A 16,948-nucleotide genomic window follows, 5' to 3' on the forward strand; every position below is an offset into this window, starting at 1 on the left:
GTTTCCTCATTTCACAGACGGGCGAGAGGCGGAAGAACGGGGCCGCATGTCGGTCCAGTGCCGGTCGATGCGCTCGACGCACTCCTGACGGCCGGCCGGGCCGAAATCGACCTGCCAGCCCGCCGGCACCTCGAGGTGCTCCGGCCACAGGGAGTGCAGGCCCTCGTCGTTGACCAGAACCAGGGTGGCCCGATCCGCGGCGTCAAACGGGTTGGACATCGCCCTCCGCGTTTCTCTTCGCACCGGGCTTCGCATCGGACTCGGAAGCGGGCGCCGAGTCCGGCTGCGGCTGCACGAGCTGGTTCTCGCCTGACGCGGCGGCCCGCCGGATGCGCCAGAAGTAGAGCGCGCCCATCACGCCCTCGAAGAGCGAGTACACGACCCAGATGAGCACCAGAACACCGGACTTGTCCTCGTTGAGCAACGCGATGACCAGGATGGTCGGCACGCTCAGTACCCAGACGACCCCGATTCGGGTCAGGAAGACGAAGCGGGGGAGCCCGAAGCTCTCCAGTACGGCGCCGCCGAACATGGAGAACATGAAGGCCACCGAGTACATCCAGAGCACCCGCGAGGTGTCGACCGCCGTGTCCATCGTCGCCGGGTCGGCGCCGTCGAGGCCGAACGGGGAGAGCAGCAGGGTGGGCAGGAAGATCTGGAAGACGGCGACGGTCAGGACGTACACCGAGCCCACCGCCAGGGCGGCCCGCAGGATGTGCGGCACCCGGTCGTGCTTGTTCTCGCCGACCGAGTTGCCCGACAGGATGCTGCACCCGATGCCCAGGCCGATCAGCGGGATGATCGCCACGTAGTTGAGCGACAGGGCGGTGTTGTTGGCGGCCAGCGCGACCGGTCCGAGGATGCCGGCGATCCATACGAAGGACGTGTGGCCCATCTCCTCCAGACCGCTGGAGCCGCCGGACGGTGCACCCTTGCGCAGCCGCTGCCCGATCAGCGTCGCGACCTTGCGGACGCCGTTGCCGAACAGCCGGCTGAAGCCCGCGTAGAACGTGCGGGGCAGGCAGACCACGTACCCGACGAACATGACGGACACGGCGATGAAGGTGGCGATGCCGGAGCCGCGCATGCCGAGTTCGGGCAGCCCGAAGTTGCCGAAGATCAAGCCGATGCACATGAGGACGCCGACAGCCTGGCCGATCAGGCCGACCACCATCGGCACCCGGGTCTTGCGGGTGCCGTTGAAGTACGAGGCCAGCGCCATGTTGAGGGTCATCACGGCGCCGAAGCGGACCGACCACTCCAGGAAGACCGACTCCAGCGCGACACTGCCGGCCGGCCGGTTGCTGAGCTCGGGGATCCTGGTGATCAGCGGGGTGGCGAGCAGCATCAGCACGGCCAGGCCCACGGCGAGGAGTACCCCTGCGGCGCCCTCGTCGACGGTCCCTTCGTGGTCGCCGCGGCCATGGGCCTGGGCGACGTAGGAACGTGTGATGCCGGCGATCCCGGTGACGAACATGATGATCGTCATGCCGGTGAAGACGGCCGGGCCGGAGGCTATGAGGGTCGCCTCCGAGTAGCGGGCCAGCGCGATGCGGTCGACCAGCATCATCACCAGGTTGCCGGCCATGCCGAACATCAGGGGAAGCGACACCTTGACGACGTCACGTGCGATGGACAGGTCGACCCAGGTCCGCGGCGCCTTCATTCCGAGGCTTCCGCGACCAGCTCGGTGACACTCTTCACCAGGTTCTCGCGGGAGGTCAGGTCGAAGGGGAAGACCTCCCCGACCTCGAGCACCGTGTCGAGGCGCTCCTCCACCGCGACCAGGAAGCGCATCTGGTCGAGCGAGCTGACGACGATCTCGGTCGGGTCGGAGTCACCGGGGACGTCCCGGGCCGCCGCCAGCTGCGCGAGCAGTTCGTCCACGAGTACTGCGATGTTCTGCATTGCCAAGAATCCCTACAGGTATGGGGGAGTGGCGCACCCCTGCCGGTGCGCCACTCGGCGAGTCGTTCAGGGAAGCAGGTCGTACGCCTTGAGCGCGTACGTGAGCCGTTCCAGCCCGATGCCCGCGCAGCAGGTCGCCTGGACCTTGCCGCCCTGGCTCAGCTCGAAGGAGTCGACGAACGCCGCCCCGTGCGAGTTCACGCTGGCGACGGAGAGCTCGCCGTCCTGCATGGGAATCCGCACCTCGAACTTGCTGCCGCTCATCAGTTGCGCGTTGCGCGTGAGGGTGGGGTCGTCGCCGAAGAAGGCGTCGGACGCACTGACGATCCGGTGCGGAAGGCCGAGTGCCGCGAAGAGCTCGGTGTACGCCTCGATGAGGCTGTGGAAGTACTTCTCCACTTCCTCTTCCGTGCCCATGCCGACGAGTTCGTACATGGTGAACTCGGCGAGCCGGGTCGCCGAGTGGTTGTGCGACTCGTGGCGGAACACCGGGCCCTCGATGCCGAACAGGCCGACCGGGTACCGCTCCATCAGCGTCTGCGCCTTGGCGTACACGTGGTAGCAGGTGACCGGGTTGAGGACCATGTCCGACGCCACGTAGAACGACGCCAGCGCCTCATCCTGACCGGGCCGGAGCTGGGCCACCGAGACGCCGTCCCAGTAGTCGGACCTGATCCGGGAGACCGCGTTCACCAGGTTCGGGAACTTGCGGTAATACCCGGCCCTGACCAGGACGTCACGGGAGATCAGCGCGGAGCCCCGCAGCTGCGGCACGTCGAACCGGGCCGCCAGGTGTCCGCGCACCAGCGCACGGGTGGCCTCCATCGCGTCGGTCCACTCGGGTCCCTGGAGGTACGCCCCGGGGCCGACCTCCAACCGGTCGTCGTGCGGCAGCCCGCACCGGGCGCCCGGCCGGCCGCCGTTCTCCGCCACGGTCTTGCCGGGCACTACGCGCTGACCTCGCAGGAAATGCCGTACGACATCCCCCAGCTCCTTCTCGGAGAGGTCCGCGGGCACAGTGACGGTGAATCCCGGGGCCGTCTCCTCCACGGTCGCGTCGCCGTAGAAGAAGACCAGCGCCTTCCGCAGCTCCTGCAGCGCCGACTCGTCGGTCGCCCGGGCGTGGTGGAACCGCATCAGATGAGCTGCCGCATCGGAACGAAGTCGGTGAGGAGGATGGCGCGCTCGCCCGGACCCTCGCCGTCGCTCTTCCTGATCGGACCGACGTAGTGGCTGACCAGCTTGTCGGTGATGCCGTACGCCTCGAGCGGGCGGGTCAGTTCGAAGGAGGCCATGACCTCGTCGTCGGGCACCTGGTGGGGCTGCATGCCGCGGTACTTGGGCGGGGCGATGACGTTGTCGCCGCCCTCCGCGTTGCGCCGGTACATCAGGTGGGCGAAGACGAACGGCTCGCCGTCCTGGTGCAGTTCGTTCGGGGACGAGACAGCTTCGCCGCCGTCCTCGTCGATCGAGAGCTTGATCAAGTGCACACCGACATGCAGCGGCCACACCGCGTCGACGTCGTTCCAACGGGTCTGCTGGAAGTCGAAGTCGATGATGTCGAGCAGGAGTTGGTTGTTGCGGGCCCGCTCGCTGATGGCGGGGAGGTTGCGCACCACGCCCACGTACTCGGGGTTGTGGTTGCCCTGGTAGTAACCGTTCATTCCGTCGCGCGACTGGTCCTCGGTCGCCGGAATCCAGCTGAACTCCTTGGACCACGGCAGGTAGAGACCGCGGGCGTAACGGCGATAGCGCCCGGAGCCCGCTGCGTACGGGTCCTCCGGAAGGTTGTCGTACTCGCCGGCCAGCGCCTGGTAATTACTGTCACTCTCCGAGATGCCGAAGACGTCGGCGAGGTTCCACTTGGCGAAGCCATTTTTGGAGAGTTCCGATTCCAGTACGGACACTGTGTAAATCCCCCTAGATTCACAAACATTTGAACCGCCGCAAGAAGATCACAGCCCATCGAATTCCGCAAACCCTGTGTGATCTTGCCCACCGAGCCGGGATGTCCGGTTGGTGTGATTTGCTGGAATGGCGGCACCGAGATGCGCATGAACCGGCAAATGAGGGTTGGACATTTGGGCGCAAACCTCACCCGGGCACTCCTTGCGTGCACGTTCCGCACACCCTCGAACGGCTGGTACGGTGACGGGGCGTCAGGCGTTCCTTGTGATACACCTGATTCGCGAAAACGTCGGGGGACACACTTGATTCAAAGCATTCTTCCCGTGGGGGCGTTCGGGGAGGAACTCTTCGTTGACCTGCCAGCAGCGGGCCTCTATGCTGTCGAAGCTGCCGCGCTGGGTGCGGTATCGGATGGGCGGCGAATGGAGTTCGCCTCGGTCCGGCATTGCGCGAGACGGGCAATGGCCGGGCTGGGCCTTCCGGCGGCACCGGTCGTGCCGTCTTTGGATGGCGCGCCGCAGTGGCCCGCCGGGGTCGTGGGCAGTATGACCCACTGTTCCGGCTATCGGGCCGCGGCGCTCGCTCGAAGCTCTGACCTGCACAGCATCGGCATCGATGCGGAACCTCACGGTCCGCTGCCCGGCGGGGTCCTCGCCAAAGTGGCGCTTCCCTCGGAGCGTGCCATGCTGCACGAGCTCTCTGCGAGAGATCCCCGTATCCACTGGGACAGAGTTCTTTTCACCGCTAAGGAATCGACGTTCAAGGCATGGTTCCCGCTGGCCCGAAGTCCACTCGGGTTCAATGACGCGGAAATAACCCTGCACCCCGAACGGGGTACATTCGAGGCCCGTCTCCGCGTACCGGGGCCGCTCGTCGCAGGACGCGAAATCGACAGGTTCCACGGGCGCTGGACCGTTGGGGACGGTCTTGCCATATCGGCGATCACAGTTTCAAATATTGAGGGGATTTCAGATGTCGAACACGATCGACTCCAGGATTTCTGATGTTCTGCGCAGCGTTGCCGAGCGCGACGACTCGTTCGAAATTTCCGGTGAACAGCGCCTGAACGCGGACCTTGGAATCGACTCGCTGAAGTTCATCGATGTCATCGTCCACGTCGAGGCGGCGTTCGACATCGAGCTCGGCGACGACTTCTCGCGCGACCTGGTGACGGTGGAGGACCTCGACAAGTACATCGCGGGCATCGCCGCCAAGTAACCGCACCCGCTGCTGCACCCGTTTTGCGGTATCAGCGGCTCTGCCATGGAGAGACACGTGTTTGAGTTCAGCCTTGACCGGGTCGCTATATGTGCGGTGGATCAGGCACAGTCACCGGACGGCGTTCCCGTGGGCGCGCCCGACGACTTTCACCTCATCGTCAAGACCGCCGGCGACCAGTTCCGCGACTGGTTCACCCGGCTGTGTCTGTACCTCGTACTGCAGGACGAGTACGAGCGGGAGAGCGGCGAGACGGTGATCATCGGGACCGAGTACGGGAACTTCGGTGCCATGGCGGGGCTGCAGCGCACGGCGGCGGCCAAGGGGCGGCTGATGTCGGCCCAGTACTTCCCCAACGCCCTGACCAGTTCCGCGTCGGCCTTCGTCAACCTGGCGATCGGCGCCACCGGCCGCAACATGACCCTGAACGCCGCTCAGCTCACCCCGGTCATCACCCTCTGGCAGATGCTGTCCGCGCTCAGCAAGGGCAGTTCGTCGACGGGCCACCTCCTGATCGGCGACGTCTACTCCCCGGAGGCCCTGGGCGACGCCCGGCGTGAGGACGCCGCCCTGCGCTGCGAATCCGGTGTCGCGTATGCCCGGTTGCGTGCGGGTGGCGACTACTCGGCGCGCTTCGACTTCTGGCAGGAGGACGCGGCTTCGGCCGAGCCTTTCCCGGCGGGCGGCCGGGCCTGGGCCGTACCGCGGGGGGCGGCCCCCGAAGCGGTCGCCGAACCGAAGGAACACCTGGGCAGGAACGGCGCGTTCATCACCGCCGACTTCCTCCGGATGGTGCAGGAGCTCGCCCCCGGCGGGAGTGCGGTCGTCGAATGCCGCGCCACATCCGGCAAGCGCGCCAGTGTGACCGTAACGAAGAGGAGCTCGTGATGGCCGGAGGAACTCAACCCGTATTCGTCACCGGGCTCGGAGCGATCTCGCCCGCCGGAGCGGGCAAGGAGCGTCTCTGGGACGACCTGTGCTCCACCACGGCCCGCTTCGAAGAGCTGAAGCCGATCTACCCGGGCATGAAGCCGGGCATACTCAGCGGCCGCGTCCCCGACGCGGCCCGCGAGCGCGCCCATGAACTCACCGGCCACCGCACCCGGTACGGGACGGCTCGCTCGGCCTCCCTGTTCGCCGAGTACGCGGCCCGGGAGGCGCTCGCCGACGCCGGGCTCACCCCCGGGCACCCGGCGCTGCTCGACGCGGTGGTGTGCGTCGGCAGCAGCGACGGCCAGGCGGACGCCCTCGAGGACGTCGTCGCCGGACGCTGCGACTCCGCCACCTCGGGCGGCTACTCCAGCTACTCCATCTCGGACGACGTGGCCCGCACCGTCGGCTCGGTAGGCCCCACCTTCACCGTGCACAACACCTGCGCCTCTGCCAATGTGGCGCTGTCGTGCGCGCTGGAGATGCTCCAGGCCGGGGTGGCCGACACCGCGGTCGTCGGCGGAGTCGACCCGTATTCCGAGAAGAACCTGATCGGCTTCAACACGCTGCAGGCGATCGGGCCCCACGCCTGCCGCCCATTCGCCAAGGACCGGCGGTACGTGACGCCCTCCGAGGGCGCCGGCTTCCTGGTCCTGCAGACCGAACGGTCCCTCACCGGCGTCCGCCCGCCCTACGCCGAGCTGCTGGCCTCCGCGGTCAACAACGACGCGAGCCACCCCACCGCGCCCGACCCCGAAGGCGTCGCGTCCTGCCACCGTCTGGCGCTCGCCCAGGCCGGCCTCGAAGAAGCCGACATCGACGTGATCTTCGCCCACGGGACCGGCAGCCGCGCCAACGACACCATCGAGGGCGCCATCTTCCAGGAGCGCTACCCGCGCGCGGCGATCACCGCCATCAAGGGAACCGTCGGCCATCTGATGGGCGCCGCCGGAGCAGTGGGCGCCGTGGCGTCCTGCATGGCCATCGAGCGGCGCCTGGTGCCGCCGACCAACATCGCCCGCGAGGACGTGGAGTTGGACATCAACCTCGTCACCGACAGCCCCTTGGCGCTGCCCCGGTTGCGTCACGTACAGAACAACGCCTTCGGCTTCGGCGGCAACAACGCGATCAGCATCTTCCGGAGCACCTCGTGACGGAGCTGTTCTCCGAGGGAGCCCCTCTCAAGCTGGCCATGGACGGTCCGCTGGCCGTCCTGACCATGGACAGTCCGCCCAAGAACCTCTTCGACATCGCGATGTGGGACGCCTGGAAGGCCGCGCTGAAGTGGCTCGGCGACAACCCGCCGCGAGGGCTGCTGATCCGGGCCAGCGGCACCGTCGTGAGCGCCGGGGTCGATGTCGAGGTCTTCCGCCGAATGGCCCTGGAGGAGGCCGAGTCGTTCTGGGCCGAGCAGCTGGCCACGACCCGGGCACTGGAGCGGCTCCCCTTCCCCACCGTGTTCGCGGCACACTCCCTGACGCTCACCGCCGCCTTCGAGCTCGCCCTCGCCTGCGACCTCATCGTGGCCACCGGCTCGGCAAGGTTCGGCCTGGTCGAGCGGGTGGTCGGGTTCACCCCCGCCATGGGCGGCACCCAGCGCCTCGCCGCGCTCGCGGGCCCGGCCCGGGCCCGCGAGCTGGTGATGACCGGCAAGCTCTACCGGGCAACCACCCTGGAACGCTGGGGGGTTGTCAACCAGATCTTCGAACTGGCCACCTTCCAGAACGACGCCCACGCCTACGCGATGGACTTGGCCACCGGGCCCACCGTCGCGTACGCGGCGACCAAGCAGGTCGTCGCGCACTACCTGGCCGGCGGCACCGAGGCGGCGGATGCGGCCCTGCCCGGCATTGCCGCCTCGGTGGCGAGGAGCGAGGACCACCGCCGCTCGGTGGAGGCTTTCCTGACCGAGGGACCGGATCATGCGACCGACTGCCACGGCCGGTAGGTACGCGATCGGGGGCCCTCGATGCCGGTGACCTCGGACCTGGTCGGGCGGCGCTACCCGACCACCGCACCGTACGAAGTGTGCCGGGAGAAGATCCGGGAGTTCGCGGCCGCCATCGGCGACCCGCACCCGGCCTACCGGGACGCCGGGGCCGCCCGCGCGCTCGGTCACCCCGACGTGATCGCACCACCCACGTTCGTCTTCGCTGTGGTCCATCGGGCGATGGCCGAGGTGCGCGGCGACCCCGCGATCGGCCTCGACCTCGACCGTGTGGTCCACAGCGACCAGCGCCTCGAGTTCCACCGCCCGGTACGGGCCGGTGACCGGCTCACCGTCACCGTGCACATCGAGGCGGCCAGGCAGCTGGCGGGCAACGGGATCGTCTCGACGCGCAGCGACGTGGCGACGGAGAGCGGCGAGCCCGTCGTGACGGCGCACATGACGCTGATCTCCCGTGCACCAGAGAACACCGACTGACCCACACCTGAGGAGCAAGTCCCGTGCCCATCACCGATGCGATCCATCCGGCACCGCGCACCGGCCAGCCCGTCACCGGTCGCGTGGCAACCCCGCGCCGTCTTCTGATGTGCCGCCCCAGCCACTTCGACGTGACGTACTCGATCAACCCGTGGATGCACCCGGACAAGCCCTGCGACGGCGGTCTCGCGCTGGTCCAGTGGGAGAGGTTGTACGAGCTCTACAAGTCGCTCGGCCACACGGTGGAGGTCATCGACCCGATCCCCGGCCTGCCCGACATGGTGTTCGCGGCCAACGGCGCAACTGTCGTCGACGGCAAGGTACTCGGCGCCCGTTTCCGGCATGCGGAGCGCACGGCCGAGGGCCCCGCGTACCTCAACTGGTTCGAGCGGCAGGGCTTCCAGGAGACCCTGTGGCCGGAGTTCATCAACGAGGGCGAGGGCGATTACCTCGTCGTCGGCCGCCGCATCCTGGCCGGCACCGGCTTCCGGACGGACCCGCGTTCGCACGCAGAGGCCCAGGAGTTCTTCGGCCTGCCGGTCACCGGGCTCACCCTGGTGAACCCGAACCACTACCACCTGGACACCGCCCTGTCGGTGCTCTCGGACACAGAGATCATGTACTACCCGGAGGCCTTCTCGAAGGGCAGTCAGGCGGTACTGAAGGCGATGTTCCCGGACGCGATCCTGGCCCGCCCCGAGGACGCCGCGGTGTTCGGCCTCAACGCCTTCAGCGACGGTTACAACGTACTGCTGCCGCAGGCGGCCACGAACCTCGTCGCGCGGCTGAAGAACGTCGGTTTCAACCCCATCGGCGTGGAGCTGTCCGAACTTCTGAAGGCGGGTGGCAGCGTCAAGTGCTGCACTCTGGAGCTTCGATGAAGGTACTTGTACTCGGCCGCGAGGAAGACTCCCTCGACTACCTGCGGTACTGCGAGAACCACGGCATCGAGGCCACGTTCGTCGAGCCGCCCTCGCTGGCCGAGATCGACCGGGACGCATGGCAGGAGGCCCTGCCCGCCCTGGTGGCCGGGACGGTCGAGCTCGACTCTTTCGACGAGATCGTCTCCTTCCGGGACGGCTACCAGGTGCACACCGATGTGCTGCGCCACCACCGCGGTTGGCCGGTCCGGGACATCGACGCGGTGAACTGCCTCACTGACAAGTCGCTTTTCAAGTCCCACCCGGCGGTACGGGAGTTCGTCGCCCAGCACATCGAGATTCCGCAGACCACCGACCCGCGCGAGGCGCTGGGCCAGGTCCAGACGACGCTGGGCTTCCCGGTCGTACTGAAGCCCTCGAACGGCTTCTACAGTGCGGGCGTCGTCCGCGTCGACCGGCCCGAGGACTTCCGCAAGGCCTTCTTGTCGGTGAGGCGCGTCTGCGGCCTGCTGCGCGACAGCCGCGGCCCCTCCCAGATCATCGCGGAGCGCTATCTGGACGGCGACGAGGTGATGGTCGACGGCTTCGTCGTCGACGGCAAGGTCACCTGTCTCCTGTTCCACATGAAGCTGCCGCGTCTGACGGGTCTGCCGTCCTTCCACGAGACGGGCTGCGTCACCCAGCCCTTCGACGGCGAGAAGGGCCCCGAGTTCCAGGAGATGCTGGAGCGCGTCATCGGCGGCGTCGGCCTGGACAACTCCGCGTTCAACGCGGAGTTCCGCTACGACGGCGACGGCCGCCTGCACATCCTGGAGTGTGCCCCGCGCATCTCCGGCGGTGGCGCGTCGGTGCAGAACCTCCTGCGCATCTGCACCGGCCTCGACGCGTACGGAGTCCAGCACCGCCTCGGTCGCGAGCAGGTCGACCTCACGCCCATCAGGCGCAGTGCCGCGCTGGAGTACGATTTCTGCGCAGCCAAGAACGGTCACCTGGTGCGCCTTGAGGACACGGTGGCCCTCCTGGAGGACCTGTCGGCCGACACGATCCTGCAGTACCGCGAGAACGGCCAGTTCGTCTTTGCTCCCCCGCTCAACGTCGAGACGGTCCTCACCGCGTACTTCGCGTGCGAGACGGCTCAGAGTGCGGAGGAACTGCTGGACGTGGTCCAGCACAAGTGCGTCATCGAAACCACCGACCAGCCTCAGGCGTGACACCGCCGCGCCCTTCCTGACCCGGTTCACTGCAGGTCAGGAAGGGCGCGGTGGCATCGCACGTCAGATGTCCCGGAAGATCTCGATCTGCGCCCCGATGGAGTTCAGCCGCTCCGCGAGGTCCTCGTAACCGCGGTTGATGACATAGACGTTGCGCAGCACGGACGTGCCCTCCGCCGCCATCATCGCCAGCAGCACGACCACGGCGGGCCGCAGGGCGGGCGGGCACATCATCTCGGCGGCGCGCCAGCGGGTCGGGCCCTCGACCAGGACGCGGTGCGGGTCCAGCAACTGCAGTCGGCCGCCGAGACGGTTGAGGTCCGTCAGATAGATCGCGCGGTTGTCGTAGACCCAGTCGTGGATCAGCGTCTTGCCCTGTGCGGCGGCGGCGATGGCCGCGAAGAACGGGACGTTGTCGATGTTCAGGCCCGGGAACGGCATCGGGTGGATCTTGTCGATCGGCGCCTCCAGCTTGGAGGGCCGGACGGTGAGGTCCACCAGCCGGGTACGGCCGTTGTCCGCGAAGTACTCGGGCGTACGGTCGTGGTCGAGGCCCATCTCCTCCAGGACCGCGAGCTCGATCTCCAGGAACTCGATCGGCACCCGGCACACCGTCAGCTCCGACTCGGTGACGACGGCGGCGGCCAGCAGGCTCATCGCCTCGACCGGGTCCTCGGACGGCGAGTAGTCCACGTCGACGTCGATGTTCGGCACGCCGTGCACGGTCAGCGTGGTCGTGCCGATGCCCTCGACCCGGACGCCGAGCGCCTCCAGGAAGAAGCAGAGGTCCTGGACCATGTAGTTGGACGAGGCGTTGCGGATGACCGTGACGCCGTCGTGCCGCGCGGCGGCCAGCAGCGCGTTCTCGGTCACGGTGTCGCCGCGCTCGGTCAGCACGATCGGCCGGTCGGGACGCACGCCACGGTCCACCACGGCGTGGTACTGCCCCTCGGTCGCCGCGACGTCCAGGCCGAACCGGCGCAGGGCGATCATGTGCGGCTCGATCGTCCGCGTGCCGAGGTCGCAGCCGCCGGCGTACGGCAGCTTGAAGTGGCTCATGCGGTGCAGCAGCGGGCCGAGGAACATGATGATGGAGCGGGTGCGCACGGCCGCCTCGGCGTCGATGGCGCCCATGTCCAGCTCGGCCGGCGGCACGATCTCCAGGTCGACGCCGTCGTTGACCCAACGGGTGCGCACACCGATGGAGTTGAGCACCTCCAGCAGGCGGTACACCTCCTCGATGCGGGCGACCCGGCGCAGCACTGTGCGCCCCTTGTTGAGCAGCGAGGCGCACAGCAGGGCCACGCAGGCGTTCTTGCTGGTCTTGACATCGATGGAGCCGGACAGCCGACGCCCGCCGACGACCCTCAGATGCATCGGACCGGCGTAGCCCAGCGACACGATCTCGCTGTCCAGGGCTTCACCGATTCGGGCGATCATCTCAAGGCTGATGTTCTGATTGCCGCGCTCGATGCGATTGACGGCGCTCTGAGAGGTGCCGAGCGCCTCGGCCAGCTGCGTCTGTGTCCAGCCCCGATGTTGCCGGGCGTCACGGATGAGCCTGCCGATGCGTACGAGGTAGTCGTCTGCCATGAGGTTGAGGTTATCTCAGATATGAGATGGGGGATCGCAGGGGGAGCCATTCGGGTGACGTGCCGTCAACGCCGCCTGGTGTTACGGGTGCGACGCCATCCGAAAGGTCCGGGCAAATCCATCGATGTCGTACGACGTCCGGTACTGCTGTGTGTGCGGCGCGGTCCGTTTTTGCCACCGGTGGTGATGGACCAGGAGCGCCGGTTGATGTTCAGCCGCACTCCGGGCAGGATCCGAAAACTCTTGCGGAATGTGAGGGGCATGGACGCCTCCGTTCGGGGTTGTGATGCGTACCTCTCGGTTACCCCGACTTGGCGAACTGATGGCATCTCGGAAACAGCAGAAGGGCCGGCTCGGCGTTGTATGCGCCGAGCCGGCCCTTCCGGGGGTCCGTTCCCTCGAGCCGGATCCGTCCGTACCTGATCAGTCCGTGCCGGACTCCATCGCGGCGCGGTCCAGCAGCGCGTCCTCCTCGGAGACCTCGCCGCGCGAGGCGATGGCCTCGGCGCCGCCCTCCGGCATGCTGCCGATCAGGCCGGTCGCGGCCGCCTGGGCGGCGCCGACGGCGGGGCTGCCGGTGCCGATCAGGCCGATTCCGGCGTACTGCTCCAGCTTGGCGCGCGAGTCGGCGATGTCGAGGTTGCGCATGGTGAGCTGGCCGATCCGGTCCACCGGGCCGAACGCGGAGTCCTCGGTGCGCTCCATGGACAGCTTGTCCGGGTGGTAGCTGAACGCCGGGCCGGTGGTGTCGAGGATCGAGTAGTCCTCGCCGCGCCGCAGGCGCAGGGTGACCTCGCCGGTGACGGCCGCGCCGACCCACCGCTGCAGCGACTCGCGGATCATCAGCGCCTGCGGGTCCAGCCAGCGGCCCTCGTACATGAGGCGGCCGAGGCGCCGGCCCTCGTTGTGGTACTGGGCGAGGGTGTCCTCGTTGTGGATCGCGTTGACCAGGCGCTCGTACGCCGCGTGCAGCAGGGCCATGCCGGGCGCCTCGTAGATGCCGCGGCTCTTGGCCTCGATGATGCGGTTCTCGATCTGGTCCGACATGCCGAGCCCGTGGCGGCCGCCGATGGCGTTGGCCTCCATCACCAGATCGACGGGGGAGGCGAACTCCTTGCCGTTGACGGTGACCGGGCGGCCCTGCTCGAAGCCGATCGTCACGTCCTCGGCGGCGATCTCGACCGACGGGTCCCAGAACCGCACACCCATGATCGGCTGGACGGTCTCGATGCCGGTGTCCAGGTGCTCCAGCGTCTTGGCCTCGTGGGTGGCGCCCCAGATGTTGGCGTCCGTGGAGTAGGCCTTCTCCGTGCTGTCGCGGTAGGGCAGCCGGTGCGCGACCAGCCACTCCGACATCTCCTTGCGGCCGCCGAGCTCGGTCACGAAGTCCGCGTCGAGCCAGGGCTTGTAGATCCGCAGGTTCGGGTTGGCGAGCAGGCCGTAGCGGTAGAACCGCTCGATGTCGTTGCCCTTGAAGGTCGAGCCGTCGCCCCAGATCTGGACGTCGTCCTCCAGCATCGCGCGCACGAGCAGGGTGCCGGTGACCGCGCGGCCGAGCGGCGTGGTGTTGAAGTACGCCCGCCCGCCCGAACGGATGTGGAACGCCCCGCAGGTCAGCGCGGCCAGCCCCTCCTCGACCAGCGCCGCGCGGCAGTCGACCAGGCGCGCGACCTCGGCGCCGTAGGTCTTCGCGCGGCCGGGCACCGAAGCGATGTCGGGCTCGTCGTACTGGCCGATGTCGGCGGTGTAGGTGCACGGAACGGCGCCCTTGTCGCGCATCCAGGCAACCGCGACCGAAGTGTCGAGGCCGCCGGAGAAGGCGATGCCGACGCGCTCGCCGGTGGGGAGGGAGGTGAGGACCTTGCTCATAGGAAGAGTATGCATCATCTCGCATGGTCATGCAATGGGGTCATGCGGAACCCGGGGAAACCCAAGGAAATGAGGCATGCCGAAGCCCGGGCATGACCATCTCGGCCCTATGTACTAGAGTTATCTCGACATCGAGATATCTGCCGAGGTGCACCGCAGCCGCGCGGCGCCACCGGTCCACCGGTAAGGGTTACCTAACTTAGCCTTACCTTAGCGGATCGGCCAAGTAGCCGTGGCGGCAGGATCGTGGTGGTACGCGCACATCAATGAAGGAGACTGTCGTGTCGGCGAACAGCTTCGACGCCCGCAGCACGCTGCAGGTGGGCGACGAGTCGTACGAGATCTTCCGGCTGGACAAGGTCGAGGGCTCCGCGCGCCTCCCCTACAGCCTGAAGGTGCTGCTGGAGAACCTCCTCCGCACCGAGGACGGCGCGAACATCACCGCCGACCACATCCGCGCCCTCGGCAGCTGGGACTCCCAGGCCCAGCCGTCGCAGGAGATCCAGTTCACGCCGGCCCGCGTGATCATGCAGGACTTCACCGGCGTGCCCTGTGTCGTGGACCTCGCCACCATGCGTGAGGCCGTCAAGGAGCTCGGCGGCGACCCCGCGAAGGTCAACCCGCTCTCCCCGGCCGAGCTGGTCATCGACCACTCCGTCATCGCCGACAAGTTCGGCACCAACGACGCCTTCGCGCAGAACGTCGAGCTGGAGTACGGCCGCAACCGCGAGCGCTACCAGTTCCTGCGCTGGGGCCAGACCGCGTTCGACGACTTCAAGGTCGTCCCGCCGGGCACCGGCATCGTCCACCAGGTGAACATCGAGCACCTGGCGCGCACGGTCATGGTCCGTAACGGCCAGGCCTACCCCGACACCCTCGTCGGCACCGACTCGCACACCACCATGGTCAACGGCCTCGGCGTCCTCGGCTGGGGCGTCGGCGGCATCGAGGCCGAGGCCGCGATGCTCGGACAGCCGGTCTCCATGCTCATCCCGCGCGTCGTCGGCTTCAAGCTGACCGGTGAGCTCAAGCCCGGCACCACCGCCACCGACCTCGTGCTGACCATCACCGAGATGCTCCGCAAGCACGGCGTCGTCGGCAAGTTCGTCGAGTTCTACGGCGAGGGCGTCGCCGCCACCTCGCTCGCCAACCGCGCCACCATCGGCAACATGTCGCCGGAGTTCGGCTCCACCGCCGCGATCTTCCCGATCGACGGCGAGACCATCAAGTACCTGAAGCTGACCGGCCGTGACGCCCAGCAGCTCGCGCTGGTCGAGGCGTACGCCAAGGAGCAGGGCCTCTGGCTGGACCCGGCCGCCGAGCCGGACTTCTCCGAGAAGCTGGAGCTGGACCTGTCGACGGTCGTCCCGTCGATCGCCGGCCCGAAGCGCCCGCAGGACCGTATCGTCCTGGCCAACGCCGCCCAGCAGTTCGCCCAGGACGTCCGCAACTACGTCGACGACGTCGACGAGGCGGGCAAGGAGTCCTTCCCGGCCTCCGACGCCCCGGCCGTCGCCCCGAACGGCGCCCCGTCCAACCCGGTCACCGTGACCGCCCCCGACGGCTCGACGTACGAGATCGACCACGGCGCGGTGACGGTCGCGGCCATCACCTCCTGCACCAACACCTCCAACCCGTACGTCATGGTCGCCGCCGCCCTGGTGGCCAAGAAGGCGGTCGAGAAGGGCCTGACCCGCAAGCCGTGGGTCAAGACCACCCTCGCCCCGGGTTCGAAGGTCGTCACCGACTACTTCGACAAGGCGGGCCTGACCCCGTACCTCGACAAGGTCGGCTTCAACCTCGTCGGCTACGGCTGCACCACCTGCATCGGCAACTCCGGCCCGCTGCCGGAGGAGGTCTCCAAGGCCGTCAACGACCACGACCTCGCGGTCACCTCGGTCCTCTCCGGCAACCGGAACTTCGAGGGCCGTATCAACCCCGACGTCAAGATGAACTACCTGGCCTCCCCGCCGCTGGTCGTCGCGTACGCCATCGCGGGCTCCATGAAGGTGGACATCACCAAGGACGCGCTCGGCGTCGACCAGGACGGCAAGCCGGTCTACCTGACCGACATCTGGCCGACCGAGGCCGAGGTCAACGACGTCGTGGCCAACGCCATCGGCGAGGACATGTTCAACAAGTCCTACCAGGACGTCTTCGCGGGCGACGCCCAGTGGCAGGCCCTGCCGATCCCGACCGGCAACACCTTCGAGTGGGACGCGGACTCGACGTACGTCCGCAAGCCCCCGTACTTCGAGGGCATGACGATGGAGACCACCCCGGTCTCCGACATCACGGGCGCCCGCGTCCTGGCCAAGCTGGGCGACTCGGTCACCACCGACCACATCTCCCCGGCCGGCGCCATCAAGGCCGACACCCCGGCCGGCAAGTACCTCACCGAGCACGGTGTGGAGCGTCGTGACTTCAACTCCTACGGCTCGCGCCGAGGCAACCACGAGGTCATGATCCGCGGCACGTTCGCCAACATCCGCCTGCGCAACCAGATCGCGCCGGGCACCGAGGGCGGCTACACCCGCGACTTCACCCAGGCCGACGCGCCGGTGTCGTTCATCTACGACGCCTCGCAGAACTACCAGGCCGCCGGCATCCCGCTGGTCATCCTGGGCGGCAAGGAGTACGGCTCCGGCTCGTCCCGCGACTGGGCGGCCAAGGGCACCGCCCTCCTCGGCGTCAAGGCCGTCATCACCGAGTCGTACGAGCGCATCCACCGCTCGAACCTCATCGGCATGGGCGTCCTGCCGCTCCAGTTCCCGGCCGGCCAGACCGCCGACTCGCTCGGGCTGACCGGCGAGGAGACCTTCTCCATCGCGGGTGTCGAGGAGCTGAACAACGGCACCACCCCGAGCACGGTCAAGGTCACCACCGACACGGGCGTCGAGTTCGACGCGGTCGTCCGCATCGACACCCCCGGTGAGGCCGACTACTACCGCAACGGCGGCATCATGCAGTACGTGCTGCGCTCCCTGATCCGCAAGTAAGCGCTC

The 16,948-nt window shown here is 67.9% G+C and carries 17 protein-coding genes; 9 read left to right on the forward strand and 8 right to left on the reverse strand.

Going from position 1 to position 16,948, the window contains the following annotated elements:
* Positions 1–6: 6 nt before the first annotated feature.
* The 5 genes from ACFY5C_RS22355 to ACFY5C_RS22375 all read right to left on the reverse strand — a co-directional run bounded on the left by ACFY5C_RS22355 (position 7) and on the right by ACFY5C_RS22375 (position 3,815).
* On the reverse strand, positions 7–219 hold the full coding sequence (locus ACFY5C_RS22355; protein WP_389446762.1) for an MbtH family protein: 213 nt from the start codon (positions 217–219) through the stop codon (positions 7–9).
* On the reverse strand, positions 203–1,666 hold the full coding sequence (locus tag ACFY5C_RS22360; RefSeq protein WP_389446763.1) for an MATE family efflux transporter: 1,464 nt from the start codon (positions 1,664–1,666) through the stop codon (positions 203–205). Before ACFY5C_RS22360 ends, ACFY5C_RS22355 begins: the two co-directional genes overlap by 17 nt.
* Positions 1,663–1,908, reverse strand: coding sequence for a hypothetical protein (locus ACFY5C_RS22365; RefSeq protein WP_389446765.1), 246 nt, complete (start codon positions 1,906–1,908; stop codon positions 1,663–1,665). Before ACFY5C_RS22365 ends, ACFY5C_RS22360 begins: the two co-directional genes overlap by 4 nt.
* Positions 1,909–1,974: 66 nt before the next feature.
* Positions 1,975–3,045, reverse strand: coding sequence for an aminoacyl--tRNA ligase-related protein (locus ACFY5C_RS22370; protein ID WP_389446766.1), 1,071 nt, complete (start codon positions 3,043–3,045; stop codon positions 1,975–1,977).
* A complete protein-coding gene (locus ACFY5C_RS22375) occupies positions 3,045–3,815 on the reverse strand; it encodes a 2OG-Fe dioxygenase family protein (RefSeq protein ID WP_389446768.1) in 771 nt (256 codons plus the stop codon). Before ACFY5C_RS22375 ends, ACFY5C_RS22370 begins: the two co-directional genes overlap by 1 nt.
* Positions 3,816–4,139: 324 nt before the next feature.
* Here ACFY5C_RS22375 and ACFY5C_RS22380 point away from each other — a divergent pair, with 324 nt between their 5' ends.
* From ACFY5C_RS22380 to ACFY5C_RS22415, 8 genes are all read left to right on the forward strand, one after another.
* The gene (locus ACFY5C_RS22380; protein ID WP_389446770.1) at positions 4,140–4,820 is read left to right on the forward strand and encodes a 4'-phosphopantetheinyl transferase; all 681 of its coding nucleotides are present in this window, start codon (positions 4,140–4,142) and stop codon (positions 4,818–4,820) included.
* Entirely contained in the window at positions 4,789–5,034 is a 246-nt protein-coding gene (locus ACFY5C_RS22385) for an acyl carrier protein (RefSeq protein WP_383604461.1), read from the forward strand. Before ACFY5C_RS22380 ends, ACFY5C_RS22385 begins: the two co-directional genes overlap by 32 nt.
* Positions 5,035–5,130: 96 nt before the next feature.
* A complete protein-coding gene (locus ACFY5C_RS22390) occupies positions 5,131–5,922 on the forward strand; it encodes a hypothetical protein (protein ID WP_389446772.1) in 792 nt (263 codons plus the stop codon).
* Positions 5,922–7,118: a beta-ketoacyl synthase N-terminal-like domain-containing protein gene (locus tag ACFY5C_RS22395; RefSeq protein WP_389446774.1), complete on the forward strand. Its 1,197-nt coding sequence runs from the start codon at positions 5,922–5,924 to the stop codon at positions 7,116–7,118. Before ACFY5C_RS22390 ends, ACFY5C_RS22395 begins: the two co-directional genes overlap by 1 nt.
* Positions 7,115–7,912: an enoyl-CoA hydratase/isomerase family protein gene (locus ACFY5C_RS22400; RefSeq protein ID WP_389446775.1), complete on the forward strand. Its 798-nt coding sequence runs from the start codon at positions 7,115–7,117 to the stop codon at positions 7,910–7,912. The genes ACFY5C_RS22395 and ACFY5C_RS22400 overlap by 4 nt, the downstream gene beginning before the upstream one ends.
* 21 nt (positions 7,913–7,933) lie before the next feature.
* The gene (locus tag ACFY5C_RS22405; protein WP_389446777.1) at positions 7,934–8,389 is read left to right on the forward strand and encodes a MaoC family dehydratase N-terminal domain-containing protein; all 456 of its coding nucleotides are present in this window, start codon (positions 7,934–7,936) and stop codon (positions 8,387–8,389) included.
* Positions 8,390–8,412: 23 nt separating this feature from the next.
* Positions 8,413–9,270, forward strand: coding sequence for a dimethylargininase (ddaH, locus tag ACFY5C_RS22410; protein ID WP_389446779.1), 858 nt, complete (start codon positions 8,413–8,415; stop codon positions 9,268–9,270).
* A complete protein-coding gene (locus tag ACFY5C_RS22415) occupies positions 9,267–10,481 on the forward strand; it encodes an acetyl-CoA carboxylase biotin carboxylase subunit family protein (RefSeq protein ID WP_389446781.1) in 1,215 nt (404 codons plus the stop codon). Before ddaH ends, ACFY5C_RS22415 begins: the two co-directional genes overlap by 4 nt.
* Before the next feature lie 63 nt (positions 10,482–10,544).
* On the opposite strand, the gene ACFY5C_RS22420 is transcribed toward ACFY5C_RS22415, so the two are convergent.
* The 3 genes from ACFY5C_RS22420 to argG form a co-directional block, all read right to left on the reverse strand.
* Positions 10,545–12,074, reverse strand: a complete 1,530-nt coding sequence (locus ACFY5C_RS22420) for a helix-turn-helix domain-containing protein (RefSeq protein WP_389446782.1) — start codon at positions 12,072–12,074, stop codon at positions 10,545–10,547.
* A 65-nt stretch (positions 12,075–12,139) separates the two neighbouring features.
* A complete protein-coding gene (locus ACFY5C_RS22425) occupies positions 12,140–12,337 on the reverse strand; it encodes a DUF4236 domain-containing protein (RefSeq protein WP_389446784.1) in 198 nt (65 codons plus the stop codon).
* Positions 12,338–12,497: 160 nt separating this feature from the next.
* On the reverse strand, positions 12,498–13,943 hold the full coding sequence (gene argG / locus ACFY5C_RS22430; RefSeq protein WP_389446786.1) for an argininosuccinate synthase: 1,446 nt from the start codon (positions 13,941–13,943) through the stop codon (positions 12,498–12,500).
* Positions 13,944–14,224: 281 nt separating this feature from the next.
* On the opposite strand from argG, the gene acnA reads away from it, so the two are divergent.
* Entirely contained in the window at positions 14,225–16,942 is a 2,718-nt protein-coding gene (gene acnA / locus ACFY5C_RS22435; protein WP_389446788.1) for an aconitate hydratase AcnA, read from the forward strand.
* The last annotated feature ends 6 nt before the right edge of the window (positions 16,943–16,948 follow it).

Origin of the sequence: Streptomyces sp. NPDC012935 (genome assembly GCF_042900345.1) — a bacterium.
Lineage (GTDB): Bacteria > Actinomycetota > Actinomycetes > Streptomycetales > Streptomycetaceae > Streptomyces.

Bases quoted from the DNA above. Each gene is read 5' to 3' on its own strand.
- ACFY5C_RS22355 (WP_389446762.1), bottom strand. From the start codon at position 219: ATGTCCAACCCGTTTGACGCCGCGGATCGGGCCACCCTGGTTCTGGTC.
- ACFY5C_RS22360 (WP_389446763.1), bottom strand. From the start codon at position 1,666: ATGAAGGCGCCGCGGACCTGGGTCGACCTGTCCATCGCACGTGACGTC.
- ACFY5C_RS22365 (WP_389446765.1), bottom strand. From the start codon at position 1,908: ATGCAGAACATCGCAGTACTCGTGGACGAACTGCTCGCGCAGCTGGCG.
- ACFY5C_RS22370 (WP_389446766.1), bottom strand. From the start codon at position 3,045: ATGCGGTTCCACCACGCCCGGGCGACCGACGAGTCGGCGCTGCAGGAG.
- ACFY5C_RS22385 (WP_383604461.1), top strand. From the start codon at position 4,789: ATGTCGAACACGATCGACTCCAGGATTTCTGATGTTCTGCGCAGCGTT.
- ACFY5C_RS22395 (WP_389446774.1), top strand. From the start codon at position 5,922: ATGGCCGGAGGAACTCAACCCGTATTCGTCACCGGGCTCGGAGCGATC.
- ACFY5C_RS22405 (WP_389446777.1), top strand. From the start codon at position 7,934: ATGCCGGTGACCTCGGACCTGGTCGGGCGGCGCTACCCGACCACCGCA.
- ACFY5C_RS22415 (WP_389446781.1), top strand. From the start codon at position 9,267: ATGAAGGTACTTGTACTCGGCCGCGAGGAAGACTCCCTCGACTACCTG.
- ACFY5C_RS22420 (WP_389446782.1), bottom strand. From the start codon at position 12,074: ATGGCAGACGACTACCTCGTACGCATCGGCAGGCTCATCCGTGACGCC.
- ACFY5C_RS22425 (WP_389446784.1), bottom strand. From the start codon at position 12,337: ATGCCCCTCACATTCCGCAAGAGTTTTCGGATCCTGCCCGGAGTGCGG.
- argG (WP_389446786.1), bottom strand. From the start codon at position 13,943: ATGAGCAAGGTCCTCACCTCCCTCCCCACCGGCGAGCGCGTCGGCATC.